25 protein-coding genes are annotated in these 25,408 nt (G+C 68.5%); 9 read left to right on the top strand and 16 right to left on the bottom strand.

Annotated elements, in window-relative coordinates; translation table 11 throughout:
* Positions 1-41 precede the first annotated feature (41 nt).
* The 4 genes from ABEA43_RS23130 to ABEA43_RS23115 all read left to right on the top strand — a co-directional run bounded on the left by ABEA43_RS23130 (position 42) and on the right by ABEA43_RS23115 (position 5,605).
* Complete coding sequence (locus ABEA43_RS23130) at positions 42-923, top strand: universal stress protein (protein ID WP_345564749.1); 882 nt, start codon at positions 42-44, stop codon at positions 921-923.
* Positions 924-1,310: 387 nt separating this feature from the next.
* Positions 1,311-3,908, top strand: coding sequence for a cation-translocating P-type ATPase (locus ABEA43_RS23125; protein WP_345564747.1), 2,598 nt, complete (start codon positions 1,311-1,313; stop codon positions 3,906-3,908).
* 550 nt (positions 3,909-4,458) lie between these two features.
* Positions 4,459-4,581 carry a hypothetical protein gene (locus tag ABEA43_RS23120; RefSeq protein WP_345564745.1) on the top strand — a complete coding sequence of 41 codons (123 nt, stop codon included), beginning with the start codon at positions 4,459-4,461 and terminating at the stop codon, positions 4,579-4,581.
* A 31-nt stretch (positions 4,582-4,612) separates the two neighbouring features.
* Positions 4,613-5,605: a universal stress protein gene (locus tag ABEA43_RS23115; RefSeq protein WP_345564744.1), complete on the top strand. Its 993-nt coding sequence runs from the start codon at positions 4,613-4,615 to the stop codon at positions 5,603-5,605.
* Between the two features lie 173 nt (positions 5,606-5,778).
* Here the strand turns inward: ABEA43_RS23115 and ABEA43_RS23110 are convergent, their stop codons facing one another.
* Positions 5,779-5,964: a hypothetical protein gene (locus ABEA43_RS23110; RefSeq protein WP_345564742.1), complete on the bottom strand. Its 186-nt coding sequence runs from the start codon at positions 5,962-5,964 to the stop codon at positions 5,779-5,781.
* Positions 5,965-6,089: 125 nt separating this feature from the next.
* Here ABEA43_RS23110 and ABEA43_RS23105 point away from each other — a divergent pair, with 125 nt between their 5' ends.
* The 3 genes from ABEA43_RS23105 (at position 6,090) to ABEA43_RS68205 (ending at position 6,905) form a co-directional block, all read left to right on the top strand.
* Positions 6,090-6,404, top strand: coding sequence for an NAD(P)/FAD-dependent oxidoreductase (locus ABEA43_RS23105; protein WP_345564740.1), 315 nt, complete (start codon positions 6,090-6,092; stop codon positions 6,402-6,404).
* 155 nt (positions 6,405-6,559) lie between these two features.
* Entirely contained in the window at positions 6,560-6,757 is a 198-nt protein-coding gene (locus ABEA43_RS23100; protein WP_345564736.1) for an acetate--CoA ligase family protein, read from the top strand.
* On the top strand, positions 6,678-6,905 hold the full coding sequence (locus ABEA43_RS68205) for an acetate--CoA ligase family protein (RefSeq protein ID WP_425570338.1): 228 nt from the start codon (positions 6,678-6,680) through the stop codon (positions 6,903-6,905). The genes ABEA43_RS23100 and ABEA43_RS68205 overlap by 80 nt, the downstream gene beginning before the upstream one ends.
* 69 nt (positions 6,906-6,974) lie before the next feature.
* Here ABEA43_RS68205 and ABEA43_RS23095 read toward each other — a convergent pair whose 3' ends face one another.
* The 7 genes from ABEA43_RS23095 to ABEA43_RS23065 all read right to left on the bottom strand — a co-directional run bounded on the left by ABEA43_RS23095 (position 6,975) and on the right by ABEA43_RS23065 (position 14,945).
* Complete coding sequence (locus tag ABEA43_RS23095; protein ID WP_345564734.1) at positions 6,975-10,067, bottom strand: helicase HerA domain-containing protein; 3,093 nt, start codon at positions 10,065-10,067, stop codon at positions 6,975-6,977.
* Complete coding sequence (locus tag ABEA43_RS23090) at positions 10,064-10,675, bottom strand: hypothetical protein (protein WP_345564732.1); 612 nt, start codon at positions 10,673-10,675, stop codon at positions 10,064-10,066. Before ABEA43_RS23090 ends, ABEA43_RS23095 begins: the two co-directional genes overlap by 4 nt.
* A 32-nt stretch (positions 10,676-10,707) precedes the next feature.
* Complete coding sequence (locus ABEA43_RS23085; protein WP_345564730.1) at positions 10,708-11,793, bottom strand: cupin domain-containing protein; 1,086 nt, start codon at positions 11,791-11,793, stop codon at positions 10,708-10,710.
* Between the two features lie 8 nt (positions 11,794-11,801).
* A complete protein-coding gene (locus ABEA43_RS23080; protein WP_345564729.1) occupies positions 11,802-12,305 on the bottom strand; it encodes a DUF4365 domain-containing protein in 504 nt (167 codons plus the stop codon).
* 481 nt (positions 12,306-12,786) lie between these two features.
* Positions 12,787-13,458: a DUF305 domain-containing protein gene (locus tag ABEA43_RS23075; protein ID WP_345564727.1), complete on the bottom strand. Its 672-nt coding sequence runs from the start codon at positions 13,456-13,458 to the stop codon at positions 12,787-12,789.
* Between the two features lie 241 nt (positions 13,459-13,699).
* On the bottom strand, positions 13,700-13,855 hold the full coding sequence (locus tag ABEA43_RS23070; protein WP_345564725.1) for a hypothetical protein: 156 nt from the start codon (positions 13,853-13,855) through the stop codon (positions 13,700-13,702).
* Positions 13,856-14,036: 181 nt separating this feature from the next.
* On the bottom strand, positions 14,037-14,945 hold the full coding sequence (locus tag ABEA43_RS23065) for a spore germination protein GerW family protein (RefSeq protein ID WP_345564724.1): 909 nt from the start codon (positions 14,943-14,945) through the stop codon (positions 14,037-14,039).
* Positions 14,946-15,301: 356 nt separating this feature from the next.
* Here ABEA43_RS23065 and ABEA43_RS23060 point away from each other — a divergent pair, with 356 nt between their 5' ends.
* Entirely contained in the window at positions 15,302-16,729 is a 1,428-nt protein-coding gene (locus ABEA43_RS23060) for an alpha/beta hydrolase family protein (RefSeq protein ID WP_345564722.1), read from the top strand.
* Here ABEA43_RS23060 and ABEA43_RS23055 read toward each other — a convergent pair whose 3' ends face one another.
* Positions 16,730-16,972, bottom strand: a complete 243-nt coding sequence (locus ABEA43_RS23055) for a PLDc N-terminal domain-containing protein (protein ID WP_345564720.1) — start codon at positions 16,970-16,972, stop codon at positions 16,730-16,732.
* 261 nt (positions 16,973-17,233) lie between these two features.
* Here ABEA43_RS23055 and ABEA43_RS23050 point away from each other — a divergent pair, with 261 nt between their 5' ends.
* Complete coding sequence (locus ABEA43_RS23050) at positions 17,234-17,554, top strand: DUF4342 domain-containing protein (RefSeq protein ID WP_345564718.1); 321 nt, start codon at positions 17,234-17,236, stop codon at positions 17,552-17,554.
* Positions 17,555-17,693: 139 nt separating this feature from the next.
* Here the strand turns inward: ABEA43_RS23050 and ABEA43_RS23045 are convergent, their stop codons facing one another.
* From ABEA43_RS23045 to ABEA43_RS23015, 7 genes are all read right to left on the bottom strand, one after another.
* Complete coding sequence (locus tag ABEA43_RS23045; protein ID WP_345564717.1) at positions 17,694-17,897, bottom strand: DUF1918 domain-containing protein; 204 nt, start codon at positions 17,895-17,897, stop codon at positions 17,694-17,696.
* 178 nt (positions 17,898-18,075) lie between these two features.
* Complete coding sequence (locus tag ABEA43_RS23040; protein WP_345564716.1) at positions 18,076-20,373, bottom strand: phosphoketolase family protein; 2,298 nt, start codon at positions 20,371-20,373, stop codon at positions 18,076-18,078.
* 62 nt (positions 20,374-20,435) lie between these two features.
* Positions 20,436-22,043 carry an ABC transporter permease gene (locus ABEA43_RS23035; protein WP_345564714.1) on the bottom strand — a complete coding sequence of 536 codons (1,608 nt, stop codon included), beginning with the start codon at positions 22,041-22,043 and terminating at the stop codon, positions 20,436-20,438.
* Positions 22,040-22,942 carry an ABC transporter ATP-binding protein gene (locus ABEA43_RS23030; RefSeq protein ID WP_345564712.1) on the bottom strand — a complete coding sequence of 301 codons (903 nt, stop codon included), beginning with the start codon at positions 22,940-22,942 and terminating at the stop codon, positions 22,040-22,042. The genes ABEA43_RS23035 and ABEA43_RS23030 overlap by 4 nt, the downstream gene beginning before the upstream one ends.
* Before the next feature lie 83 nt (positions 22,943-23,025).
* On the bottom strand, positions 23,026-23,376 hold the full coding sequence (locus ABEA43_RS23025) for a nitroreductase/quinone reductase family protein (RefSeq protein ID WP_345564711.1): 351 nt from the start codon (positions 23,374-23,376) through the stop codon (positions 23,026-23,028).
* 166 nt (positions 23,377-23,542) lie between these two features.
* Positions 23,543-24,505: a sigma-70 family RNA polymerase sigma factor gene (locus ABEA43_RS23020; protein ID WP_345564709.1), complete on the bottom strand. Its 963-nt coding sequence runs from the start codon at positions 24,503-24,505 to the stop codon at positions 23,543-23,545.
* Positions 24,506-24,657: 152 nt separating this feature from the next.
* On the bottom strand, positions 24,658-25,182 hold the full coding sequence (locus ABEA43_RS23015; RefSeq protein ID WP_345564708.1) for a hypothetical protein: 525 nt from the start codon (positions 25,180-25,182) through the stop codon (positions 24,658-24,660).
* Between the last annotated feature and the right edge of the window lie 226 nt (positions 25,183-25,408).

Genomic DNA, 25,408 nt, shown 5'->3' with positions numbered 1-25,408 from the left:
CAGCAGCCGCGGTCTCCGGCGACGGATGCGAGGTGAAAGCCATGGCCGAGCCCCACAGGGTAGTCGTAGGGTACGACGGCTCGGATTTCTCGATGCAGGCCTTGGACTGGGCGCTCGACGAGTGCGAGTTGAGGAGGTTGCCGCTGACGGTGGCCCACGCCTGGCGCTGGCCTTACGGCGAGGCGGCCGAGGACGTCAAGGTGCATCTGCGCACGGCCGCCGAGCACGTGCTCAACCATGGGGCCGAATGCGCGCGCTCCTCCAGCACGCTGACCGATGTCAGAACAGATCTGTACGAGGGCTCGCCCGCCGAACGCCTCGTCGACCTATCGGCCGGCGCGGACCTCGTCGTCGTCGGTTCTCGAGGCCTGGGCACCCTGGCCAGGTCGGTTGTCGGCTCGGTCGCCACCTACGTCGCGGCACACGCGCAGGCTCCGGTGATCATTGTGCGTGGCCCCGGCCCGCTACCCGCGCCAGCTCATCCGGCCCCCGTGGTCCTGGCTTTGAGCCCGACCACACCGGATACGGCCCTGCAGTTCGCCTTCGACGAGGCCGCTCTGCGCCAGCTTCGGCTGGTGGTCGTGCACGCCGTCCACCTGCAGAACATGGCATGGGGAATAGCGATGGCTCCCGTACCCGACGTCGAGACCCTCACCCGGACCGGGCGGAACCAGATGGAGGAACGCCTGGCCCCCTGGTGCGACCGGCATGCGGAGATCCGCGTGGAGGCGCATGCCGTCGTCGCCTCGGCCAAGGAAGCCCTGCGCGCCGCGTCGGCCCAGGCGAGCCTCCTCATCGTGGGTGTGCAGCGGACCCGGCACCACGGCCATCTGGGCACGGTGGTCAGGGCGGTGGCCGAGCATGCCGACTGCCCCGTCGCCGTCGTCCCCGGCCCTCCGAGGACTGGACGGTTCGAGCCATGAAGCGATGCGTGCGCGGCAACGGGATGCCCGTGAAGGTCCGCGACGGAGCCACGCATGATGACGACCGGCCCGGCTGTATGCCCCGCCACGGCCACACGGACCGAGCCGAGCACCATCCCGGCGCGCGTCAGCAGCAGCTCGCTCGACCGCAGCAGCCGCCGACACGGAACCATCCACCCCGTCCATGATGTGTTCAGCCATCACACGCGTTCCCCCTTCATCGGCCTGGCTCTCACCGCCAAGCTCCGGTCTCGGGCGTAGAGGCGTAAGTCGTCCGGCCGGGGGGTGAAGACGTCAAAAGGGCCGGTCTGCGGGACTTTCGTCCCTGGCCGCACGGCCGTGGCCAGGGACGATGAGAAAAGGCGTCCTGTGAGGGGGGAGCGGGAGATGAGCGAACCGATGGTTCTGTCCCGATCCGGGCTGTCGTCGGCGGAGGCGGCCGAGCGACTGGAGCGGGACGGCCCGAACTTGCTGCCCGCCAAGCCGCCCACCCCCTTGTGGCGGCGCGTGGCCGGGCAGCTTCGCGACCCGTTGATCATCGTGCTGCTGGCAGCCGCGGCGCTGACGGCGGCCACCGGCGACTGGACGGACATGGCCGTGATTCTGCTGGTGATCGTGGTCAACACGAGCGTCGGCGTCGCTCAGGAGGTGCGCGCCGACCGGGCCATCACCGCGTTGTCCGCGCTCACCGCCCCGGCGGCCCGGGTCGTGCGGGACGGCACGCAACAGGAGATTCCCGCGGCCGAGGTGGTGACCGGCGACCTGCTGGTGCTGGCCGAGGGGGACATCGTCCCGGCTGACGCCCGGCTGCGAGAGGCGGCGGCGCTGCTGGTGGACGAGTCCGCGCTCACCGGCGAGTCGGTGCCGGTGGACAAGGCGTCCGGCGACGAGGTCGCCGCGGGGACGGTCGTGGTCCGCGGGCGCGGCAGGGCCGAAGTGAGCGCGACCGGCTCGGCGAGCGCGGCCGGGCGCATCGCCGCGCTCATGGTCACGGGCTCTGGGCTGACGCCGTTGCAGCGACGGCTGGTCGGGGTGGGGCGTCTGCTGGCCGGGGTGACGGTGTTCCTGTGCGTCGTGGTGGGAGCGCTGGGGCTGATGCGGGGACAGCCGGTGGAGCTGATGGTGGTGACCGCGATCAGCCTGGTGGTGGCGGCCGTACCGGAGTCACTGCCCGCCGTGGTCACGCTGAGCCTGGCGCTGGGAGCGCGCCGGATGGCCGCGCGGCACGCCCTCGTACGACGTCTGCACGCGGTGGAGACGCTCGGCTCGGTGACCGTCCTGGCCACCGACAAGACCGGCACTCTCACCGAGGGCCGGATGGTCGTACGCCGGTTGTGGACGCCCACCGCGCAGGCCGCACTCACCGGCACCGGCTACGGCCCTGAGGGGCGGCTCGACGGCGACTCCGCGCCCGAGGCGTTCACCGGCCTGCTCACCGCCGCCGCGCTCTGCAACGACGCCCGCCTCCTGCATGACGACGAGGATGAGGAATGGCGAGCCCTGGGCGACCCGACCGAAGCCGCCCTGCTGGCCGCCGCGGCCAAGCTCGGCCTGAACCGCCACGACCTGCATCGCCGCTGGCCCCGCCTGGCCGAACGCCCGTTCGACAGCGCACGCAAGCGCATGAGCACCCTGCACCGGCTGCCCGGCGGCCGGGCCAGGGTGATCTGCAAAGGCGCGCCTGAGGTGCTGCTGCGAGCGCCGGTCCTCGCCGACGACCCGGCTCTGCTGAACCGCGCCGCCGAACACGCGGAGCTCCTCGCCCGGCAGGGCTATCGGGTCCTCGCCGTGGCCGAGGCCGACCTGCCGTCCGTTCCTGAGGAGGCGCCGGAGGAGGGACTGAAGCTGCTCGGACTGGTCGCCATCCTCGACCCGCCTCGCGAAGCTGCCTCCGGCGCTCTCGCAGCCTGCCGCCGGGCGGGAATCCGCCCTGTGCTCATCACCGGCGACCATCCGGGCACCGCCCGCGCCATCGCCACCGAGCTCGGCATCCTCATGCCCGGCGGTACGATCGTCGACTGCCGTACCCTCGCCGGAGCCGACCCGCAAACCGATCCCGCCGCTGTGCCGCCCGCACCTGCCACGTCCGCCGGGCAGCCGCCTGACGCCGCCGTCTACGCCCGCGCCACCCCTGAGCAGAAGCTCGACCTCATCGAAAGCATGCGGGCCGGCGGCGAGGTGGTGGCGATGACCGGCGACGGCGTCAACGACGGCCCCGCCCTGCGCCGCGCCGACATCGGCGTCGCCATGGGCGGTCGTGGCACCGAGGTCGCCCGCCAGGCCGCCGACCTGGTGCTCGCCAATGACAACCTGGACACTGTGGTGGCCGCCGTCGAGGAGGGCCGCCGCGTCTACGCCAACATCCGCCGCTTCCTCGTCTACGGTCTGTCCGGCGGCGCCACCGAGATCGCCGTCATGCTGCTCGGCCCGCTGTTCGGCCTCGCGCTGCCGCTGCTGCCCGCCCAGATCCTGTGGGTCAACCTGCTCACCCACGGTCTGCCCGGCGTCGCCCTCGGCGGTGAGCCCGCCGACCCGGCCGCGATGAGCCGCCCGCCCTGCCCGCCCGACCAGAGCATCCTGAGAGCGGGCCTGTGGCAGCGCGTGGTCCGCATCGCCGTCGTCCTGACCGCCGTCACCCTCGGGGTGGCGATCTGGGCCCTGCACACCGGCCGCCCCTGGCAGAGCATGGCCTTCTTCGCCCTGGGCGCCTCCCAGCTCGGCGTGGCCCTGGGCTCGCGTGCCCGCCCGGGTTCCCTGGCCAACCCGGCGCTACTTGCCGCCGTGACGGGAGCACTGCTTCTGCAACTGGCCGGCCTGTACGTGCCTCTGCTGCGCGACCTGCTCGGCACAGAGCCACTGGCCTTGGGCGACCTGGCCGTCGTGTCCGGACTGTCGGTCCTCGGGTACGCCGCCGCCCGCCTGGACCGCATCCTGCACCGCGAGCGGACCCCGCTTTCCCGGCCGCCGGTAGCTCCGGAGAACTAGGTACGTCAGTACGCGCGAAGCATGACGGTCCTGGTCCGGTTCCCAGGCTCGGAATCCGGTCTCGGCGCTGCACGCGGTCGGCCAGGGCCGTGCCTTCGCCGCCTGACGATCGCCGTGGGCTGTCCACGGCTTGATGACCGCGGCGAAGAGCCCGTCCGAGGTGCGCGGCTCAGCAAGCCCCGAGCATGACCTTCAGCAAGGCCACCGCGCCGAGCACGACCAGCACAATCTGCGTCAGCAACGCCGAGCCGTTGGCTGCGAAGTAGGCAACGATCTAGTGGGCGGGCTCAGCGGGGCGCCCACACCAGCGCCCCGGCACCGCGATGTCGTGTCCATGCCCATGCGTGACAGCAAACGCACCACCGGCGGCGGCCACCCGCACCTGCCCGGGAGCTAAGGATCGACGCCGACTGACTTCGGATCGAAAGAACGGCTGTTCGCCGAGGCCGTCGACGTGGCCTTCGCCCCCGCATGCGGGTGCGCGAGGGGGGTCGGACAGCACCTCAACGAGGAACTGTCCGGAGACGGAGCCGCAGTCCGGGCGGAACTGATGCTCGCGATCCAGACGGGCGTGTGGCTGATGCGCCGTGTCCCGGGCAGGCCAGCGCTGACCGAGGGGGTTCCGGAGGAGTTCGCCGACCGGATCCGCTCACTCCGCCAGGTGCTGGCGTGAGTCCTCACCGCAGTTCCCTCCAGGCGAGCCGTTGGGGACTGACGAGATCCGGGCCAACAGTTTCATCGCTCGTGGGGCTCGTCTCATCGGCCGGGGGAACGCTACTGCGGCAGGACCAGCGAATTCCTTTGTTCTGGGGGCGGCGTTGAGCGATGCACATGCAGGTCGGCCCATACTGGTCGGCTACGACGATTCGCCGGGCAGCCAACAGGCGCTGACCTGGGCGGTCGATGAGGCGCGGCTGCGCGGGCTACCCGTGCTGGTCTGTCATGCGTTGCACTGGCCGTACGCCCTCAGGCCCATCGCGCAGGAAGTTCTCGCGCAGATCGAGCAAGTCGCCCTCGGCGTCGTGGAGGACGGCGTCCGGCGCGCCCTGGAACTGGCTCCCGGGGTGGATGTCCAGCCGCTGCTGATAAGAGGAACGCCCGCGGCGGTGCTCCTGGAGGCCGGCCGCGACGCCGAGCTGACCGTGCTCGGGTCTCGCGGTCAGGGCGGCTTCGACGGCCTTCAAGTGGGGTCGGCTGCCGTACAGGTGCCCGCGCACAGCGCCAGGCCGGTCATCGTCGTACGGCCCCTCCTGCCACCTGGCAGCCAGGATGTCCGGATCGTGGTCGGCGTCGACGGCTCGCCGCCGAGCCTGGCGGCCCTCGCCTTCGCTCTGGACGAAGCCGCCCTGCGTGGCGGCGCTGTGACGGCACTGTGCTGCTGGACGCCTTGCGGATCATCATCCTGGCAGGATCCGCTGCCCTTCGTGGATTCGCAGGCGCTCCGCCGTGGCGCGGAAAGCCGGTTCAACGAGGTCGTGTCCCATCTGGCACGCAACCACCCCGATGTGCCGGTGACGACGGAGTTCGTGTCCGAGCGACCTCAGCGCGCGCTCATCGACTCGTCCAAGGACGCGACGCTCCTTGTGCTCGGAAACACGGGGAACGAGTCTCCCAGCTGCCTGCTGCTGGGACCGGTCACCCAGGCGGCGCTGCTCGAGGCCTGGTGCCCGATCGCGGTGGCGTCGCCGTCAAGCTGAGCTGCCATCGCGTCAGACACCCGCGCCCGTCACAGCCTGGACCCTCGGCGGTCAGCCGAGACGCATTCCTGCGGCCCGAGTGCACCAGGCGGGTCGAGTCCCCGTCCGATGCGCCGGTTGGCGTGCCACCGGCGTGAGGGAGCCGGCTGCTCTGCCGGTTGCCGGCAAGAAGCTCAGCAGCAGAACTTCAGGTAGTCCTGCAGATCATCGCGGTCGGGCCTACCGGGAACGTCGGCGGGGACGGCTTCGGTGCCCGCCTGGACGGCGGCGAGAACCTGGCCGCCGATCGGCGGGTGACGCTCGCCAGCCGTACGCCGATCCGGTTCGTGGAGCAACGTCCGCTGGGGCGGGATCTGCATTTCTGGTTCCGCGTGACCGGGTCCGACCGGTTGCCGCTGGCTCGCGGAGGCTCCGCCCGCCTCGCGTCCTCGATGACGGCCGCTACCGCCGGGCGCTGCGCGAGGGCCGCTTTCAGCGCCGGGAGATGTTCACGCGCCTGGACGGCGACCAGGTCGAATGGCCCGACGGCCGGCGTGAACCCGTCGATGCGGTGCTGCTGGCCACCGGCTACCAGCCGAACCTGCCCTACCTGGCCGCACTGGGAGCCCTGACGGCCGACAGCCGCCCGCGCCAGCGCCACGGCCTGTCACTCACCCATGGCGGCCTGGGTTTCCTGAGCCTGGAGTGGCAGCAAACCTCCTCCTCCAACACCCTGCGCGGGGTGGGCGTCGACGCCCGGCGCATCGTGGCAGCACTCGCCCGCCACCTGCGCAGCAACCGGGAACGCGCCCGCGCCTGAGCGGCCGCACCTAGGCCGTATTCGAACAAGACTAAGAGCGCTCCAGACAACACCGACGCGGTGTAAGTAGACCGCGCCGCTCGGGAGATTCCGGAGACGCGCCGTCCTCTTGGCCTTCCTGGCGTTCGGGGCCCCATGGGCATGTCCCTGGAGGCTTGGTCGACTGGGCGTTCGGGCCGCTGGTCATGGCCGGCGTGGGTGGCGTGCCGGCGGATCTGCTGGCGGATCGTACCTTCCGGGTGACACCAATCACGGACGCCGCCGACATGCTCGGTGAGCTGCGCTGCTGCATGGATATCGCGGCTCGCCGCGCGTCGATGTCGGCGCTCTCGACGGCCAGATCACGCGGATGACAGGCTGCTCGACAACCTTCCCCAGGTGGGCGAGCTCGACCTCAACCCCGTCATCGTCACGCCAGACGGTGGTGCCGCAGTAGACGCGCGCATCAGGGTGGCCCTGTGTGAGCCGCCGCCCCCGCCATCGCTTCGGCGGCTGCGCTGACCGGCGCATGCCTCACGTACCCTTCTTTCACGATGCCGACCGGCAACAGGCTACGGATGACTGGCCGAATCACGCACTGCGGCGGGCGCGCAAGACGACGTCGTCCTCCTGCAGAGGCCCGGTGTGGTGGCTCAGGCAGATCGGCACCTGGATCTTGCTGTATCCGGTTCCCTCCTTGGCGGCGTTGAAGGTGCCGCTGGTGAGGCCGGCAAGATTGTCGAGGACCGAGTTGCGTGCGTGTGCCATGGCTTGGGCCGCCTCCGTCTGAGCAGGCGCGGTCAACCGCCCGATGAACTGGTTCGCCGTGTTTCCCAACGCCTGGTGATGGATTCCCTTCGGCGCTTGTGAGGCGAGGACGACGCCGAGTCCGTACTTGCGTATCTGGCGGATGAACTCCACCGTGCTCGCGGTGCTCGGGTTGGTCCCGCCCGACGGCACGAAGTTCTGTGCCTCGTCCATGACCAGGAGGCCGCCCAGAGGACGCCCGACAACGGGATGTGCTTTGAACCAGGAAAACAGGGTGGTTTGCAGCCGGCTCACGAATCGGGTCTGTCCCTCGCCGGAGAGACCGACGAAGCTGATCACCGAGATCCTCGCGGACTTTCCCGGTGACGGGGTAAGGAGCAACCCGGGGTCGGCGGGCGTTCCAGATTCCCTGAACAGCGGATCCGTCTCCATCGCAGCTTCCAGAGTGTCGGCCATCTGGACGGCGAAGCGACTGGTTCTGCTGTTCACGATGTCACTCGGAGGCTCAGCGAGCAGTTCGACGAATCCGGCCAGAGTCTGTCTGCCGTCGCGCACGTATCGTTCGAGTGCTCGTCTCAGCAGACCGAGCTGCTGCGTCGCACGCGCAGTGTTGCCTCGCACGCCCGCTTGCGGGGCAAGTGTCGCGATGGTCGAATCGAGCAACCGACGGAAGTCGTCCTCCTCGCCGAGAACGGGCCCGAAGTCGGGAATCGGAGGAAAGGAAAGTGGACGTCCGCGATTGAGGCCCGGTGTCCAGACGATCACCTCGGTGCCTGCGAAATAGCGCTGAGCATCGTGCTCCCGTTCGACCGTCCACTGGTCCGGCGGGTCCGGCCATGGGTCACCGAGTCGTGCGAGGTCGTCGTTCGGATCCAGCACGATGGCCGAGACACCGCGGAGAGCGCTCTGCTCGACGAGATGCTTGGTGAGGACTGTCTTGCCTGACCCCGAGGCGCCGACCACCACGGTGTGCGCTCGAAGCTCCTTGACCGCGACGGTGAAATGCCGACCACCTCGTACGGTGGTACCGAGCATGATGCTCGGGTGGGCCGGCTCGACGTCATCCGGCCGCTCCGCTTCACCCTGCTCTGCGGCGATGCCGAGGTACTGGCGCAAATCCTGGAGCACAGTGGCGAAGATTTCCGTGCGAGAGGCCGGGCGCTCGTGCCGCAGCCAGGCGTCCAGGCCAGACGCATGACTGTCGAGCAGCACCTGGAGAGCGGAGAGCGTCCGCAGATCAGCGGCTCCGATCGGTATCGGCAGCCCGCCCCTTGCCTCGAAGTCATTCCTGGCTTCGTCAGTCTTGGCGCCGCTCGGGTATCTGGTGTTCCGCAGCAGGATCAGGCGCCGGCTGTCCAGGCCCGGGGTAAGGCCGGCCTCCACCATCGCGTTACGTATTCGGGTCTGTGCGGCACGGGCGTGATCAGCGGCGATCGCCCGGAAGGACCAGTGGATCTCGTTCTCGTGCGCTTCTTCGAGTGTGTAGCGCAACCGGGCGTGCAACGCCGCCTTGCCGCCGAAATCGGTCTCGACGAGGAACCGGGTCTCATCCCCACCGAGTTCCTTGACCAGGCTGAGCAACCCCGCGCCCAGCAGAGGCGGCATCAGCGTGTCCTCAGTGGCTTTGTGCAGCGGCCCGAGGTCGTCCGCTTCCCTGCGTAGTTCGCCGAACGTCTCGGTCAGCTGCGCCAGTTGACCGGCCGGTGCCGTCGTCGGCTGTACGACCTCCGCAGGCTTTGTCTCCGCCAGTGAGGTCAGCTCTGTCACTTCTCCGCTCTCGCGGCATTGGTTGATGTGCTTCATGACGCGGTCGAGCAGCCGCCGCGCGGTGTAGCGGTGCGCGGCTTCGGCCAGTGCCGCCGGGGCGATCGGCCAGGTCGCATGCGGCGGAGTGAATCCCGCGTACTCGTAGTCGAGGCGGAAGCGGCTGCTGATTATGGCGCCTGCGGTGGCCTCGTCGGGAATCGCTCCCAACGCCGGCAGGACGTCGAAGCGATCCAGCGCGGACCTGATCGCCACGCTCGAGAGCTTTTGCCAGGTGTCCGGATGGCACGCGATGACCATCAGCGTCCGGCGGGTCTCCTCCCGCAGTTCCATCAGTCCTGCGGCGATGTCCTGACCCAACCGCTTCGCCGTCCGACTCTCGCTCGACGAGGGTGACCCCAAGGACGCCTCCGAGGCGGCCAGCAGATTGTCGAGCTGGTCGAAGGCGAACACCAGTGGTCCGACGAGGGCGAACAGGCGGGTGAGATCGCGCAGCACCAGCTGAGCGGGCCGCCCGCGCGACGACATGCCCCATGCCGCCCGTTGCCTGAGGTCGTCGTCGTTCAGGGCCAGGTAGGAGTTGCCGATCTCGACAACATCTCCCGAGGAGGCGATGAGGGCCAGGGCGCGCGCCGTCTCGGCGGCCTCGTTGCCCACTTGCCGGTCGAGTTCGCGAATGCCGTCGATGAACGCGTCCACGTGGTCGCGCGTCAGCTTTCGCTGCCCGGTGATGGCGGCGTGGGTCCCCGCGTCGAGCCGGGCGCGGCGCGAGAGCTCATCGAGCAAGCGGAATAGTTGCCGCTGGCCGCCCTCGTCCTTGCGGTACAGGCTGTCCACAATGCTTCCGGTGGCGCTTTCCCAGAAGTCCCTGCCCGTCACGAGTTTGATGTAGAAGAAGAAGCCGCCGCGCGTCTGGATCTCGTGACGGGTCCAGCCGAGTAGGTGTGTCTTGCCGGATCCACGCTCGCCGAGCACCACGGCCGCGATCGGCGCCTGCTCGCGTTCGATCTGGTTCATCGCGCGCAACAGCCGCTGCCATACGCGGGGATGGAGGCTGTCGACATGGTAGTCCGTCACCGGTTTCCAGACCTCGTCAGGTGTGAGCGCGGTGCTGACGTAGAGCGCGTCGAGGGCTGCGAGCTGCTCCTTCATGGCGTGCCGATCCTCAGTAGATGGCGGGGCTCGCCCCCGATGCCAACGGCGGCCTTGTGGTCTTCTGCGGTGAGCGATCGCTGGTTGAGTTCCGCCATCAGTTGCACATCGGGTTGCTGGATCATGCGGTCGAGTTCTTCGTCGACGACGTCTCGCGGGACGTCGTCCAGCCAAGGGCGCAGAGCCGACAACTTGATCCAGCTTCCCGGTCCACGGCGGACCGTGAGCTCGGTGTATGCCGAGCGGATCCAGCTCTCGATGTCGGGTTTGAAGAACTCGCCGAACTCCGTGCTCGATCGCGCCAGGTACTGGCCAACGCTGTCCAGAACCGCGTAGAGCACGCCTGCCGGGAACTTGGCGCCGTCCGGACGTCCGGCTACCAGCGCCGACTCACACCAGCTTCGACCTATCGGAGTGAGTGTGTACGTGTTGACCGCGCCCCGCTTCTTCGTGGCGATCAGCTCCTTATCGCGATTGGCCCGCCTGCGGATCTCTGCGTTGATCTCCAAGCCGAACAGGTTGCGCAGTTCACGGTTCGTCACCGGTCGTGCGACCACCATCAGGGCGAACAACGATGCCTGGTCCCGTACGGTCAATCCGGTCGGCACTGTAGCCTCCTGGGAGAATCGGATCGGTCGGTTCAGATATCCACTCGCTGACCAGGCACCAGTTCCACCCGGCCGGTCGCGCTGGACAACTCGCCCGTCACGGTGATCGCGCGCCGTTCCCTGTGCGCGGTCATCGCGCGGTCGTACGTGGCCTGGTCCGTAAGGCGTACCCATACCGCCCTCCGAGCCCGGTCGGCCTGTTCGGTGTGCAATTCGCCGCGCACCCTGATCCGCCATCGGTCATTGCCCGCCGCGTCGTCGTGGAGCCCTTCGATGACTCCGGACACCGTCGCCGGACCGGAGGCGTGCAGGTTACGGAGCCGTCCGGCCGCCGCGCGCAGTGCCGGTCCCGCGGTCTCGGGGAACGCGACAACGTGAGCCGGAGCGTCAAGTGGCTGCGAGCGACCCCATCGGAAGGTGATCTCGAACGGTTCGTTCCCGTCGGTCCCGGACAGGTCGCCGAGAGCCCTGCACAGGTCAGCCGAGACTCCGGCCGTGACGGCCTCGTCGAATGGCGCCGGCTCGTCCGCCAGCACGGCCGCCTGAGCTGCGCTCACCGCCTCGAGCATCTGGACCATGACGGCCCGGCCGCCGACCTGTTCCCCGCCCGGGGCTCGGGCTGTCGCGTCGGAGGCCATTCGCATTTCCACGATGTAGCTGCCGGCCCGAGAGGGGCCGAGCTCGGCCGCGCGAATGAGGTCACCGACGGCGCTCGGCGACCGTCCGGAAAAGGCGAAGTGCGGGCCTTGAACGACGGTGCGGGTTGCCGTGCTGAGGAGACCACGAATGGCCAGCACGGTCTGGACACCGGAAAGCAGTGAGGTGTAGCCAGAGTCATGATCGGTGGGAAACGCGCGCACGAATTGCCGGTCAAGCTGCGGCCGGGCTATTTCCAGGGCGATGTCGCCGACAGGACGGTCCTCTGCTGCGGCAAGACAACGAAGGATTTCGTGGACTCGCCGGTCCCCGTCACCCATGCCGTCCCGCATGGGCACGATCACCTCGTAGTCGCCCGAGTGCCGCCAGACACTCGCGCCGTGCCACCCGTCTGGATCCCGCTCCCACTCCGTCTCGGCCAGGTAGCTGACGATGTCGTCAACCTTCAACGGAATCGTCATGTCGGCGCCTACCAGGCCGACTGGGTTTCGGTCAGCCGGCGCAGGGCCACAGCGGTGAGCACGTTCGCGGTCGGCACCTTGACCTGCCGTTTTCGGCCAGGATCGGGATTCACGATCGGCTCCTCCGATCGAAGCGAGACGAAGTAGCCGAGATGACGAAGCATGACACCGTCCGTCAGGGAAGTCGCATAGCGTTGATAATCAGGCGGAACACAGATGACGAAAAGAAATCGGGGAATGGCGAAGTCAGCACCGGCGAGCTTGTTGAACTGCCACTCATTGAGTCCGCGGTAGATCAGGTGGCCGGCTGACACGGAGGGCGCGGACCAGGTTTTGATCTGAGCTTCGACGGTGGGCGAGTAAACGCGTCCATACCTGCCGGTGGCGCGGAATCCGAGATCGATTCCGTCCACGTCCAGATCGTCTTTCAGAACGATCAAACCCGCCGCGGAGGCGAGTACGCGAACGTAGTCCTCACCGAACTTGCCCTGATGTTGCCTGACATCGATCATGCAGGCCCTCCCACGGACGTGGAGTGCGGCAGTAGGAGCGTACGTGACGTGCCCTCAACTGTCAGTACCGCTATCGCGAGCGGGTTGTCTTGGGTTCCGGACGTCAACGATTACTACGAGCTAACTGTGCCGCGATGGCCTTTCCGGAGGGCGCATTCCCCGTGACTCCCATATCGGCTCGCGTGCAGAACCGACATCGACGACTCAGCTATGACCAGCGAAGGACCAATGGCAGGCGGGAGCATGACCTACGTCTCCATTTGTGAGCATGCGCACGCGAGGCTGACGGAGAAGCGGGTGCGGTCGATCTGCTGCGGGCACAAACCCGGTCCGACGTCCCGATACGAAGGAGATACATGATGACGATAGGCGTGATCGTGGGTTATGACGGATCCCCTGCATCCGCTGCGGCGATCGATGCCGGTATAGCCCTGTTTCCGCAGAGACACGACAGATCCGCCGCCATAAGCCAGGAAATCCTTCAGCCCATCATCCCGCCCGGCATCCAGGACGAACCCGGTGCCCGGGATGGGGATGGCGTGGAGTCGTCCGACCATCGCCAGGGGCCGCCCCACGGCCCGCACGGCATCGGCCGGACGGTGCCGAACCAGTCGGACAGGTAACGCTGCATCTGGAACATCTCGGCGCGCTGGTCATCGCGCACGGTCTGAGCGAAGCCGGCGACCTCCTGATGCCGGATGCGCCCGTGCATGAGCAACTGCTGCGACATCATGACCGCAGCCATGTGGTGCGGGATCATGTCCTGCAGGAACGTCTCATCCAGCGCATCGCCCGACAGCTTGGCCAGATCGCGCATCATCGGCTGGTAAGAGGCAGCCCGTTGGCCCGGGTACCACGCGGCCAGCCATGCCTTCATGGTGTTGATCTCAGCGCTCTGTGTCTTGGTGATGGACGCGGCAAGGGCACGCATCTCGTCCCGCCCTGAACGATGCAGCTGAGCGGCCGCATCGACCGCCTCCTGATGGTGGGCCACCATCTGAGCCAGATAGTCGGCCTCATCGTTGACCACGATCCGGTGCATCGAGCCCATCGGCAGGCAGGGCTGCTGCCATCCCGTAGCCGTAGTGGCGCGTACCTGCTGGTGATCAGCAGTGGCGATGGCCGCTCCGCTGACCCCCACGGTGGCTGCCACCGCTGCGACTGTTATCGCCACTGATATTGAGCGTCTCATGTCGATCCCTCCGCTCCCTGGAGCAGGTATCCACTTCAGACTCCCTCTGTCTGCTTTCCACGCCCAGGGCCGTTGGGCCTGCTCACCTGGGGTCCAAAGACACCTCCGGGCACGGCGACGCCGGGCTGTTCAGGGAGGGACCGCAGGACCTGGCAGAAGGCAGGCGTCGGCGCGCTGACCGGGAACCGGCATAGCTCGCATCTCAGGATGCTTCGGTCCGATCGCAGGTCATCTGTACGGCTTCGGAAGGCGTCATGAAGACGTCGTCGCGGTCGGCCACCTCCAGCAGGCGCAGCCGAAGCCCGCATGGACCTGTATCGCTCTGGAACCCTGAGCGGGTTTCGCAGGCGATGTCCATGCGGGCTCCATGAGGGTGCCGATCTATCTCAGGGGGGACCTGCGAGTGGTCCTCCGACCCATGGAACGAAGGCCGCTCGCCGATCTCGCAGACAACACCATCGTCGCACCGGCTTGGCGGCTTCCGTAGGGTCTAAAGACCTTTGTTGCCGATCTTTCAGTACGTTGACCACCGCCACATGTCACCGTCGCTTGCGCGAACCTTTCCCGATCCGCATCCGGACGATGGCCCTTACGGTCAGCAGGGCGACGACGGCGACCGTCTGACCGCCAATAATGATTTTGTTGATATCGATCGCGGGACGCCAGCGGGCGTCACCGTCCTTGATGACGAACACGCCCGCGGGGGTGGCGCCGAGCCCGAACCCGCCGCCGGAGCCCTCGCCCGGCCGCTCCCCCTCCTGCTTGCCGGTGCCACTGCCGCCTCCGCCGCCGATGCGGGCGACCGGGATGACGGTGACCCCGTCCTGGGTGATGGGCTCGCCGAACACGCGTTCCACTCGCGCGACGTCCTTGACGGTGCCGCTCACATCGATGCCGTCCATCATGCGCTCCTCGATTCTGAAGATCGGGTAGTAGTCGGCTATGCGCCGCAATTCCAGATCGGACGCTCCGGCGTTGACGCCGAAGTAGTAACGGGCCGTCCTGGCCGCAGCCTGGGCGGACGAATGCCCCTCGCGCCCGATGTACGTCTTGATGATCGGAACGCGAGCCTCCGGCGGTACCTCGTGCAGGACGGCGGGTCGCCGGTGCCTGCGGCCGACGGTCACATGGCCGCCCGCGGCTCGCACATTGCGCACCCACTCGGCCTCGCCGCTGAGCGAGACCAAGTAGCGGGCTCCGCGATATGTGGTCACCACCAGGTTCACCCGCCGCGTCCGGCCGGACCGGCGACCGGGCACCTCCAGCAGGGTCACGAACGCCGGACTGAGCCCCATCCTGGTGAGCCCCCATCCCAGCCATTGCAGGCGCGTGTACGCCGGGGGCGGCCGCCGGTACCGGCGGCGATCGCTGTAGTCAACAGGAGTCAGGAATCCCCGCGCTCGTTTCGTCGCCTGGCCCACCGGCAGGACGTCCGTTCGACCGGCCATCCTGGGCCTCCTTCGCTTGGGCCGAATCCATCGACGGCGGTCTACTTCACAGCGTGAGCGACGGCGACACGGCGTGACAGTGGCGAAGGTCCCGCGAAGCATGGCCGTTGGACCTGATCACGGGACGTCAGCGGCCGTCCGGCGGCTCGGCACGGGCTTTCGTCCCTGGCGGTGCGGCAGAAGGCAGGAGTGAACTGTAGGCGGGCGGTTTCTCTTCGCTGGGATCTGCGTGCAGGTGATGTTCCGGCTCGTCCGCCGCAGAAACAGCTCATGGAAGGTCAACCAGGGTCCGTTGCCGCCAGTGGAACGCGCAGAGCCCAGCCATGGCTGCTGCCCTTCGAGTGAGGACGTCGCGGATGAGACCCTTCGAGATCCTGTTGCTGCTCGCCGACCTGGTGGCGTTCGGCGTGCTGGCGCTGCGGACGCGCGGCCCGCTGCGACATGCGGCGTTGTCGCCGCTGCCGGTCGTCCTCGTACAGGTGGTGGCCGAGGGACCGCGCTGGCAGCTCGTGCCGGCGTACGTGCTGGCCGCGGTGCTCGCGGGCAGCTGGTTACGACGCCGGTTCCGGCGGCCGGGCACGCGGCGGTGGCCGCGGGTGCTGACGGCCGGGCTCGGTGTGCTGGGACTGGTGATCTCGGCCGCCCTGCCGCTCGCGCTTCCCGTCTTCGGCTTCCCGGAGCCCACCGGCCCTTACGACGTGGGCACGCTGACCTACCACTGGGTGGATGAGGACCGTCCGGAGATCTTCACCGCGGACCCGGCAGACCGCCGGGAGGTGATGGTGCAGCTCTGGTATCCCGCCGAGGCCGATCCGTCGTCGCCGCACACCCCGTACATCGAGGATGCGAGCATCATGACTCCGACCTTGGGACGTCTGCTGGGCGTGCCCGAGTTCACCTTCGGTCACCTGGGATACGTCCGGACCAATGCCGTCCCGTCTGCCCGCGTGGCGCGCGGAGAGCCGCGCTATCCGGTGCTCGTCATGCTGGGCGGCATCCAGGGCATCCGCCAGGTGTACACCTTCCAGGCCGAGGAGCTGGCCTCCCGCGGTTACGTCGTCGCGGCCGTCGACATGCCCTACGCGTACGCGGCGGTGGTCTTTCCCGACGGCCGGCGGGTGCTCTACGACCATCGCCTGGACGAGCGCGCCTTCGAGGACGCCCACATCCCTCACCTGGCGAAAGACGTGGGCTTCACCCTCGACCAGCTCGCCGCTCTGAACCGGGCCGACCCCAGCGGCATCCTGACCGGCCGGCTGGATCTGGGCCGCGCCGGGCTCACCGGCCAGTCGCTGGGCGGCATCGTGGGCTCGCAGGCCTGCCTCATCGAGCCGCGGCTGCGGGCCTGCCTGCTCGAGGACGCGTACATGACGCCCGACACGGTACGGCAGGGCCTGAGCCGGCCCACCATGTGGATCACCAGGGACGCGGAGGTCATGCGGCTCGAAAGGCGGCGCGCGGGAGGCTGGGCGGAATCCGACATCGCAGAGCATCAGAACACGATGCGGGCGGTGTACCGGAGCCTTTCTGCGGAGGGTTACTTCGTGCAGGTGGACGGCATGTTCCATCTCGACATGACCGACGGCCCACTGCTGGCGGCGCCGCCGCTGGCCGCGGCGCTGGGCCTGTCCGGGCCCATCGGCGGCCAGAGAGCGCACGACGTGATCAACGCCTACACGGTCGCGTTCTTCGACCACGAGCTCAAGCACAAGAGCTCGCCCCTGCTCGACGGGCCCTCCGAGCGGTATCCGGAGGTGCGCATGGAGAGCCATGGGCCTTCGTGATCATGCTCGTTTCGCTGTGGCCCTGCTGCGGTCGCCGGAGCGTCTCCTTCCCCACACCAGGTAGGCGATCGGGCCAATCGGCTGGACGAAGATCCCCAACCACCAGAGTCCCTTGCGACCGCGTACCGCGTCCCTGGGGATGAACACGAGGTCCACGGCCGCCGCGGTGGTCAGCGCGACCTCGGCCGACACCAGAGTCAGCAGGAGAACCTGCCGCCGCTTCGACATTGCTTCCCATCGCATGATGCCCGCTCCTTCCGCTACGTGCCTTCAGCACCAGCCTGACGACGTCTCGGCACCGTCTCACGGGCCGAAGGCCCTCGATCCGTCGCCGTTGGACACCGCGGCCGATCAGGGTGCGCCATCGAGGTCCCGTCTGTGCGAGATCGGGCGAACGTCCCGAAAAGAGGTGCCCTTGGGCGCGCTTCTGGCGACCTTGGTCCACTCCCCTGGCCACCCCCGCCGCGTGAGACTGGAAGCAGAGCACAAGAAGGGGGCGCGACCATGACCATCGTCAAGGAAGAGGCCGTCAAGGAAGAAGGCAGGGTTCGCACCAGCGAACTCGCCGGCAAGGTCAGGAAGGCCATCCACGAGGGCAACGTCCGCCGGATCATCGTCACGGACGCAAGCGGGCACAGCGTGATGGAGATCCCGATGACCGTGGGCGCCGTGGCTGCCATCGCCGCTCCGGTCGTCACCGCGGCCGCCGCACTGGCCGCCCTCGCCGCGGAATGGACCATCCGCGTCGAACGACGTACCCAGGAAGAGAACGTACAGGACATCAAGGATGTGCCGAAGGGGAAGGAGAAGGCGCCCGCGGAATGAGCGCCCCACCCGCACGGCCGGGCGGTCACGGCGGCCCTTCCACCTGGACATGTCCAGGTGGAAGGGCTCAAAGGCTGCCATAGCCACCGTCCGCTCCCCCGGGTGATGCCCGCGCAGGCGGCACCGCCGGGAGGGGTCATCACACGCTATGGACGACGCGTGCGTCGGGGCCGGGGAAGACCAGCGTCTCATGCTCGTTGTCCAGCCAGTGCACCGTGTAGGGCGGCGAGCCGTCGGCGTGCTCGACACTCACGATCAGCCCTTCGCGGCGGTTGTCGCCACCGTATGTCCCTTCAACGATCAGCTTGTCGCCCGCTGCTGCTCGCATCACGATCGCCTCCATCCTCATTCGTACCTGTTACTCCCACCCTGCCCTGGCCACCTGCCGGGCAGCAGGGCCGGAAGTCCGTGCGCCGCAGGACCTTCGGCCCGGCCGGCGGGCCGAACGCCCCAAGCCCGCGTCGCCGTATCCGGCCTGGCCGAGCTCACGGGCTCGTCCCGGGCCGAAGCGGAGGATCTCATCAGCCCCAGGACCAGTTACGGATCTCGGCGGGGTCCTCGCCATGCTCGCGCGTGTAGGCGCGCGCCTGAAGCCTGACATCCGACATCTGCTGCCGCAGGTGCGCGGCCGTGGTGCCCAGGCCGGGGACGCGGTCGATGACGTCCATGACCAGGTGGTAGCGGTCGATGTCGTTGAGCATGGCCATGTCGAACGGTGTGGTGGTGGTGCCTTCCTCCTTGTAACCGCGCACGTGCAGGTTGGCGTGGCCGCGACGCCGGTAGGTCAGGCGGTGGATCAGCCAGGGGTAGCCGTGGAAGTTGAAGATGACCGGCTTGTCCGTGGTGAAGAGCGTGTCGAACTCGGCGTCCGGCATGCCGTGCGGGTGCTCAGAGGGCGGCTGGAGGCGCATCAGGTCCACGACGTTGACGACCCGGACCTTGAGCTCGGGCAGGTGTTCGCGCAGCAACGCGGCGGCGGCCAGCGTCTCCAGGGTCGGCACGTCGCCTGCGCAGGCCAGCACGACGTCGGGCTCGAGGCCCTGGTCGGTGGAGGCCCACGGGAGGATGCCGAGCCCGCGCGTGTTGTGGGCGATGGCCTCGTCCATGGTGAACAGGTCGAGCACGGGTTGCTTGCCCGCCACGATGACGTTGACGTAGTCCTGGGAGCGCAGGCAGTGGTCGCCGACCGAGAGCAGGGTGTTGGCGTCCGGCGGCAGGTAGACGCGCACGACCTCGGCCTTCTTGTTGGCCACCACGTCCAGGAAGCCCGGGTCCTGGTGGCTGAAGCCGTTGTGGTCCTGCCGCCACACGTGGGAGGACAGCAGGTAGTTGAGTGAGGCCACCGGCCGCCGCCAGGCGATCTTCTTCGCCGTCTCCAGCCATTTGGCGTGCTGGTTGAACATGGCGTCGATGATGTGGATGAACGCCTCGTAGCAGTTGAACAACCCATGGCGGCCGGTCAGCAGATAGCCCTCCAGCCAGCCCTGGCACAGGTGCTCGCTCAGCACCTCCATCACCCGGCCGCCGGCCGCCAGGTGCTCGTCCGTCGGCTTGATCTCGGCGTTCCAGGCCCGGTCGGTGGTATCGAAGACCGCTTGCAGCCGGTTGGAGGCGGTCTCGTCCGGGCCCATCAGCCGGAAGGTGTGCGGGTTGGCGGCGATCACGTCGCGCAGGAAGACGCCCAGCACGCGAGTCGGCTCGGTGGACTGGGCCGCCGGAGTCTTGACCTCTACCGCGTAGTCGCGGAAGTCCGGCAACGTGAGCGGGGCCAGCAGCTCACCGCCGTTGGCGTGCGGGCTGGCGCTCATCCGCAGCGGTCCCTCCGGCACCGTCTGCAGCAGGGCGGGCACCGGGCGGCCCTCCTCGTCGAACAGCTCCTCCGGGCGGTAGGAGCGCAGCCAGTCCTCCAGCATCGCCAGGTGCTCGGGGTTGTCCTGGATCCCGGACAACGGCACCTGGTGGGCTCGCCACGTCCCTTCGACGGGCAGCCCGTCGACTTCGCGCGGGCCGGTCCAGCCCTTCGGCGTACGCAAAATGATCATGGGGAGTCTGGCGGACCGGCCGTCCTTGTAGGAGGCGATCTGGTCGAACACGGTGTCCAGGGTGTCGGCCATCTCCTCATGCGAGGGGCCGACGATGTGGGGGTGGTAGCCGTACCCTTCCATGAGCTTGATCAGCTCGTCCTCGGGGATCCTGGCCAGTACGGCCGGATTGGCGATCTTGTAGCCGTTGAGATGCAGGATGGGCAGGACGACGCCGTCGCGGAAGGGGTCGAGGAACTTGTTGGAGTGCCAGCTCGCGGCGAGCGGGCCGGTCTCCGCCTCACCGTCGCCGATCACGCAGGCCACGACCAGGCGAGGGTTGTCGAATGCCGCGCCGTAGGCGTGCGCGAGCGAGTAGCCGAGCTCGCCGCCCTCGTGGATGGATCCCGGGGTCTCCGGTGCGACGTGGCTGGGGATCCCGCCGGGGAAGGAGAACTGCCGGAACAGCCGGCGCATGCCTGCGGCGTCCTGGGAGATCTCGGGGTACTTCTCCGAGTAGGAGCCTTCCAGCCACGCGTGCGCGACCGCCGCAGGGCCGCCGTGCCCGGGGCCGGCGATGTAGATCATCTCTTGCTCACGCTCGGCGATGATCCGGTTGAGGTGGGCGAAGGTGAAGTTCAGGCCGGGCGTCGTGCCCCAGTGGCCCAGCAGACGCGGCTTGATGTGCTCCGGCTTCAGCGGCTCGGTCAGCAAGGGGTTGTCCCGCAGGTAGATCTGCCCCACGGACAGGTAGTTCGCGGCGCGCCAGTAAGCGTCGATTCGCTGCATCGTCGTCATGTCTTCGATGCTGTCGAAGGGGGGCCGTGCGGCCTAGGGCCGTTGGTCCTTGATCTCGTGGGTCACAAGGTTCTGGCTGTCGGAGGCGCGGTCACCAGCTTGTCCGAAGCCGACTTCCCCATGCCTTCCTTGACGGCCAGGACGACCGCGGCGGCGAGCGTCCAGGCGGTCACCACGGCCAGGTCTGCCCACGGGAACGGCCGGCCCACCGGATCGAGCACGGCGAGCAACGCGTGGGAGACGTGCTTCAACGGGAAGACATCGCCGATCATGCGCAGCACGCCGGGCAGTTCGCCGCCGATGACGAACACGTCCGAGACGAAGGCCAGCGGGAGGAAGAGGCCGAGGGTGATCGCGTTCACGGTCTGCTGCCTGCTCACGAACGCCACCACGACGGCGGCGAGGAGAGCGAAGCAGGCCCCTCCGAGAAGGATCGCGGCGAGCGCCCCGGGGATCATGGCGAGCCCGACCTCCACGCCGAATCCGAGCGCGGCCACCACCGTCAGCACGACGACGGTGGACAGCGTCACCAGGAGTGCGGTGGAGAGGTTGCCCGCGCGGTAGGCCCAGCGCGGAAGCGGGGCGCCCGCGAGCCGTTTGAGCACCCCGCGCTCGCGGTCGCCCGCGAACGCCTCGGCGATGTTGACGAAGGAGGCCACCCCCACCGTGTACGTGGTCATGGCGGCGAGCATGAACACCGGCAACGGCACACCCGCGGATTTCGCCCCGGCGAAGATCAGCGAGATCAGCGCGAGGAGCAGCACCGGCAGGACCAGGGTGAAGAACGCCGTGGACGGGTCACGGCGCAGCCTGGTCACCGCATGTCTCACCTGCCCGGCCAGCAGGCGCCACGGCGTAGGGCGGCCTTCCCGCCCCGGCGACCGGCGAAGAGCCGCATGAGCCGTCGCGGCCCGGCCCGGCGGGCGGTACCAGCGGAAGCGCCATACAGCGACGGCCGCGCCGCCGATCCCCCAGGCCGCCAGCACCGCCAGGTGGCCGGCCTGGAAGCCGGAGCCGGTCAGGAACGGGTTCATGGCGTCGCGGACGGCGTTGGCCAGGTGCCGCAGCGGGAAGATCCAGCCCAGAACGTCCAGCCAGGCGGGCAGCCGGGCGCCGACGAGGATGATGTCGGAGATGAACGCCAGCGCCAGCAGCAGCCCGGTGCCGGCCAGTTGCACGGCCGCCGCGCTGCGCACCAGCCCGACCACCGCGAAGCCGAGGGCGGAGAAGCAGGCCGCCCCGGCCAGGAGGGTGAGGAGCAACGCGGGCAGGGTGCGCCAGACGATCTGCACGTCGTAGAAGATCAGACCCGCCGCCAGCAGCAGGGCGGCCGTCAGCAGAGCGATCACCAGCGATGCGCCGATCAGCCCAGCCAGCACCGCCGAGGCGGGCACCGGCGTGCCGCGCAGCCGCTTGAGCCACTCGCGGTCGCGCAGGTCGGCCAGGTGGATGGCCAGCATGCCGAAACAACCCTGGGCGACGCCGAACACCATCATGACCGGAATGACGAACTGCATGACCTTGACGCCGGTGCCGGCCGCGACGACCTCGTTGCCGACCGCGGCACCGACGATCACCGTCATCAGCAGGGGCATCGCGATGCTGAAGACGGCCGCCATCGGGGTGCGGAAGAAGGAGGCGAGCTCGTGCCGGACCAATCGGGCGATCATGACGTCGCCTCGCTGACCAGGTCGAGATAGACGTCCTCGAGCGATGGCTGGGCCAGCGTCAGCGAGGTCAGCTCGGTGCCGCGGTCCAGCGCCCAGCCGGTCAGCGTGTGCATGTCGAGAGCCGGCTGGGCCGTTTCGATGGACACGACGGGACCGCGCGTTTCGACCATGCCGGTGAGGGCCGGCAGGTCAGCCGGCATCGTTCCCTTGGGCAGCCGGAAGGACAGCACACTCGTGTGCCCGGCACCGATCAGTGCTTCCGGCGTGCCAACGGCGACCAGGCGTCCCTCTCTCAGAATCGCGACCCGGTCGGCCAGATGCTGCGCCTCGTCCAGGTAATGGGTGGTGAGCAGGATCGTCGTGCCGGAGGAGCGCAGCCCCTCGATCAGCTCCCAGGCGTGGTGCCTGGCCGAGGGGTCGAAGCCGGTGGTCGGCTCGTCCAGGAACAACACCTCAGGCCGGCCGGCCAGGCCGAGCGCCAGGTCCAGACGGCGCCGCTGCCCGCCGGACAACGTACGGACGCGGGCATCGCGCTTGTCCTTGAGTCCGACCTGCTCGATGACCTCGTCCGGGTCGCGGGGACGGGGGTAGAAGCCGGCGTACAGCCGCAGCAGTTCGAAGACGGAGAACTCCTCCTCGAACCCGGCCTCCTGCAGCACGATCCCGATGCGCTCCCGGTAGCCGCGACCGCCGGTGGCCGGGTCGAAGCCGAGAACCGACACCTCTCCGGTGTCCCGGCCACGGTGCCCTTCCAGGATCTCCACCGTCGTGGTCTTGCCCGCGCCGTTCGGCCCGAGCAGCGCGAACACCTCTCCTCGCGCGATGGTGAAGCTCACGTCATCGACGGCTTTCACCGCTCCGTAGGTCTTGCTCAGTCCTTGTACGATCACCGCCGACATGTCAGCTCCTTCTCCAGGTACCTTCAATATCTGCGGCGGCGGCCTGGTCCGGACAGGGCCGAATGGCACGCCGTTGGAACCTTTCAGCGGGGTTCCGTGATGCGGAAGACCGGGACTTGCCCCGCTACCCGTTCGAACTCCGCCAACGGCGCACGCCGGTCCACGGGCACGTGGGGCCGCGCTCCCGGCGCGAGCTCGAGATAACGCTGCAGAACAGGCGCCCGCGCCGCCGCAGACTCGACCTCTTCCAGCTGAACCGGCACACGCCGGCCGTGCCGCAGCACCGCCCGTCCTCCCGCCGCACGCACGTTGAGCACCCAGTTCGCGTTGCGGCCGAGCATCGACACCAGGTATCTCTCGCCCTCATGGTCGGCGAGCACGAGCGGGAAGGCGATGACGCGGCCGGTGCGCCTGCCACGGACCTCCAGCGTCACCGCGCGTCCCACCCACCCAGTGGAGTGCAGCACCCTCCAGGCCCCGTTCAGGGCACGGGCTACGCGGTTCGGCCGCCCGCCCGAATACAGCCAGTGGTAGCAACGCTGCCAGAGCGTTACACGTTTCGTGGCATTTCGCATAATTCCTCCTGTCTCGGGCGGCCGGTCAGCTCGCCCATGCGCGCAACCCCTGCCGGCTTCCCGAGCCTCGCATCTGGGTCAGCGATTCCTTTTCGAGGTAACGGACCCATTGCGGGGTCAGTCCCAGCTTTGTGGCGATCTGCCGTGGTGTGTGCCGGTCGTGCCCGTTCAGGCCGAAGCGCAATCGCAGGATGAGCGCCTGCCGCGGCGCCAGCCCCGCCACGAGGGAGTCGACCGCCTGCTTGAGCATCTTCTGTTCGACGAGCCGATCCGTGGCACGACACTGATCGTCCTCCACCAGGTCCCCGATGGCGTGTCGCTGCGGCCCTCCCACCGGCAGGTCGAGGCTGAGGCAGCCCCACGGCAGCCGCCGTAGCACGGCGAGTTTCGCCGGCTCCTGTTGTGTTTCCTCGGCCAGTTCCCGCTCGGTCGGAGTGCGCCCGAGCCGATGGGTGGCCTCCGACTCCACCCGCGCGATCTTGATGAGCTGGTCCTGCACACCGATCGGCAACCGCACCGCGTGCGCGTGTTCCAGCCCACGCTGGATGGCCTTACGGATCCACCAGGTGGCGACCGTGGAGAACCGGTTGCCTCGGGCGTGATCGAAACGGTCGACGGCCTCGATCAGCCCGAGATTCCCGTCCTGGATCACGTCCGCCAGCGACATGCCGCGGCTGGCGTACCGTTTGGCGATCGACACGACGAGCCGCAGGTTCGCCTCGATCATGTGCTTCCTGGCGGCCCGTCCATCGGCGGCCACGGCCGCCAGCTCGGGGTCTGCGGCTCCTTGCTCGATCAGGTGAGCGGCGTAGGCGCCCGCCTCCATCCGCTTGGCGAGCGCCGTCTCCTCGCCGGCGTTCAACAGCGGGGTCGCGCCGATCCGGGCCAGGTAGTCGCTCACCTGGTCCTGCGAAATCACCTGGATGTTCAGCGCACTGTCCTGCTCCCGGCCGACGGGCCAGGAGCCGTCCGCTCCAACGGCGATCATGCTTCCTCCTCAGTTCCCTTCACAGGACACTCTGAAGATCGCGCACCGCCAAGCGCCGAAAGGCCCGATGCGTGGGGACCTTCGCCACAAGGCCGTCCCGAGTGACGAGACGCCCACCCCCTGGTCAGGGGGTGGGCGTCTGGTCGTCCGCACTACTTCAGCCAGGTACTGCGCTGGATGATCGGCAGGTTGCCGAGCCCGAGCGTGGTCCCCGCGCCGGCGAGGGCCAGGCCGATGAGCACGATCGCGTAGATGAGGTGCTCGTCCATGAACGGGTTGTTGGCCAGAGGCAGCTCGGCCGCCCACATCAGGACCAGCATCGCGGTGCCCGCGATCGCGGCGATCCGCAGACCGACACCCAGCACCAGCGCCAGGCCGATGCCCAGCAGACCGGCCATGAACAGCCAGTCCACCCACGCCTGCCCGGCCAGGCCCGAGAAGAAGCCACCGAGCGCGTTCTCGCCAGTCCCCTTCAGGAACCCGGTCGTCGGGCTGCCGCCCTCGATCCAGGCCCGGTTGGCCGGAGTGGCGAAACCCCAGCCGAAGGTCTTGTCCAGGAACGCCCATAGGAAGACCCAGCCGATCGAGATCCGGGCAACCGCCCAGACATAATCGACAGGGGTTCGTGCCGCCTTGCCGACGCCGGTGTCGATCGCGGGCTTGCTGGTGGTGGCCATGGCGGCCTCCGTTTCTGCTTGCTGTATGTCCTTGTATGCCTCCATCACAGCGGTTGCGGCAGCGCTCGATCAGTGCCGTCCGGCCTTCGGCGACGGGACCTTGGTCCTCCACTCCAAGACGTCGGAGAGCGGGCGGCAAGGCGAGTCCTTGACCTCGAAAATGACGTCAAGCGCATGATCACCTTGGGGCACTCCCCCGGAGCAGAGCTTCAGGCGGAGGAATTCG

The sequence above is a fragment of the Nonomuraea rosea genome (assembly GCF_039539705.1).
GTDB classification, from domain to species: domain Bacteria; phylum Actinomycetota; class Actinomycetes; order Streptosporangiales; family Streptosporangiaceae; genus Nonomuraea; species Nonomuraea rosea.
Note: the sequence above shows the minus strand (reverse complement) of the source record. Positions and strands in the feature narration are given on the sequence as shown.

What these genes read in the sequence shown, in the direction of transcription:
- ABEA43_RS23130 (WP_345564749.1), top strand. Translation starts at nt 42, where the DNA reads ATGGCCGAGCCCCACAGGGTAGTCGTAGGGTACGACGGCTCGGATTTC.
- ABEA43_RS23125 (WP_345564747.1), top strand. Translation starts at nt 1,311, where the DNA reads ATGAGCGAACCGATGGTTCTGTCCCGATCCGGGCTGTCGTCGGCGGAG.
- ABEA43_RS23120 (WP_345564745.1), top strand. Translation starts at nt 4,459, where the DNA reads ATGCTCGCGATCCAGACGGGCGTGTGGCTGATGCGCCGTGTCCCGGGC.
- ABEA43_RS23110 (WP_345564742.1), bottom strand. Translation starts at nt 5,964, where the DNA reads ATGCAGATCCCGCCCCAGCGGACGTTGCTCCACGAACCGGATCGGCGT.
- ABEA43_RS23105 (WP_345564740.1), top strand. Translation starts at nt 6,090, where the DNA reads ATGTTCACGCGCCTGGACGGCGACCAGGTCGAATGGCCCGACGGCCGG.
- ABEA43_RS23095 (WP_345564734.1), bottom strand. Translation starts at nt 10,067, where the DNA reads ATGAAGGAGCAGCTCGCAGCCCTCGACGCGCTCTACGTCAGCACCGCG.
- ABEA43_RS23085 (WP_345564730.1), bottom strand. Translation starts at nt 11,793, where the DNA reads ATGACGATTCCGTTGAAGGTTGACGACATCGTCAGCTACCTGGCCGAG.
- ABEA43_RS23080 (WP_345564729.1), bottom strand. Translation starts at nt 12,305, where the DNA reads ATGATCGATGTCAGGCAACATCAGGGCAAGTTCGGTGAGGACTACGTT.
- ABEA43_RS23070 (WP_345564725.1), bottom strand. Translation starts at nt 13,855, where the DNA reads ATGGACATCGCCTGCGAAACCCGCTCAGGGTTCCAGAGCGATACAGGT.
- ABEA43_RS23065 (WP_345564724.1), bottom strand. Translation starts at nt 14,945, where the DNA reads ATGGCCGGTCGAACGGACGTCCTGCCGGTGGGCCAGGCGACGAAACGA.
- ABEA43_RS23060 (WP_345564722.1), top strand. Translation starts at nt 15,302, where the DNA reads ATGAGACCCTTCGAGATCCTGTTGCTGCTCGCCGACCTGGTGGCGTTC.
- ABEA43_RS23055 (WP_345564720.1), bottom strand. Translation starts at nt 16,972, where the DNA reads ATGCGATGGGAAGCAATGTCGAAGCGGCGGCAGGTTCTCCTGCTGACT.
- ABEA43_RS23050 (WP_345564718.1), top strand. Translation starts at nt 17,234, where the DNA reads ATGACCATCGTCAAGGAAGAGGCCGTCAAGGAAGAAGGCAGGGTTCGC.
- ABEA43_RS23045 (WP_345564717.1), bottom strand. Translation starts at nt 17,897, where the DNA reads ATGGAGGCGATCGTGATGCGAGCAGCAGCGGGCGACAAGCTGATCGTT.
- ABEA43_RS23040 (WP_345564716.1), bottom strand. Translation starts at nt 20,373, where the DNA reads ATGACGACGATGCAGCGAATCGACGCTTACTGGCGCGCCGCGAACTAC.
- ABEA43_RS23035 (WP_345564714.1), bottom strand. Translation starts at nt 22,043, where the DNA reads ATGATCGCCCGATTGGTCCGGCACGAGCTCGCCTCCTTCTTCCGCACC.
- ABEA43_RS23030 (WP_345564712.1), bottom strand. Translation starts at nt 22,942, where the DNA reads ATGTCGGCGGTGATCGTACAAGGACTGAGCAAGACCTACGGAGCGGTG.
- ABEA43_RS23020 (WP_345564709.1), bottom strand. Translation starts at nt 24,505, where the DNA reads ATGATCGCCGTTGGAGCGGACGGCTCCTGGCCCGTCGGCCGGGAGCAG.
- ABEA43_RS23015 (WP_345564708.1), bottom strand. Translation starts at nt 25,182, where the DNA reads ATGGCCACCACCAGCAAGCCCGCGATCGACACCGGCGTCGGCAAGGCG.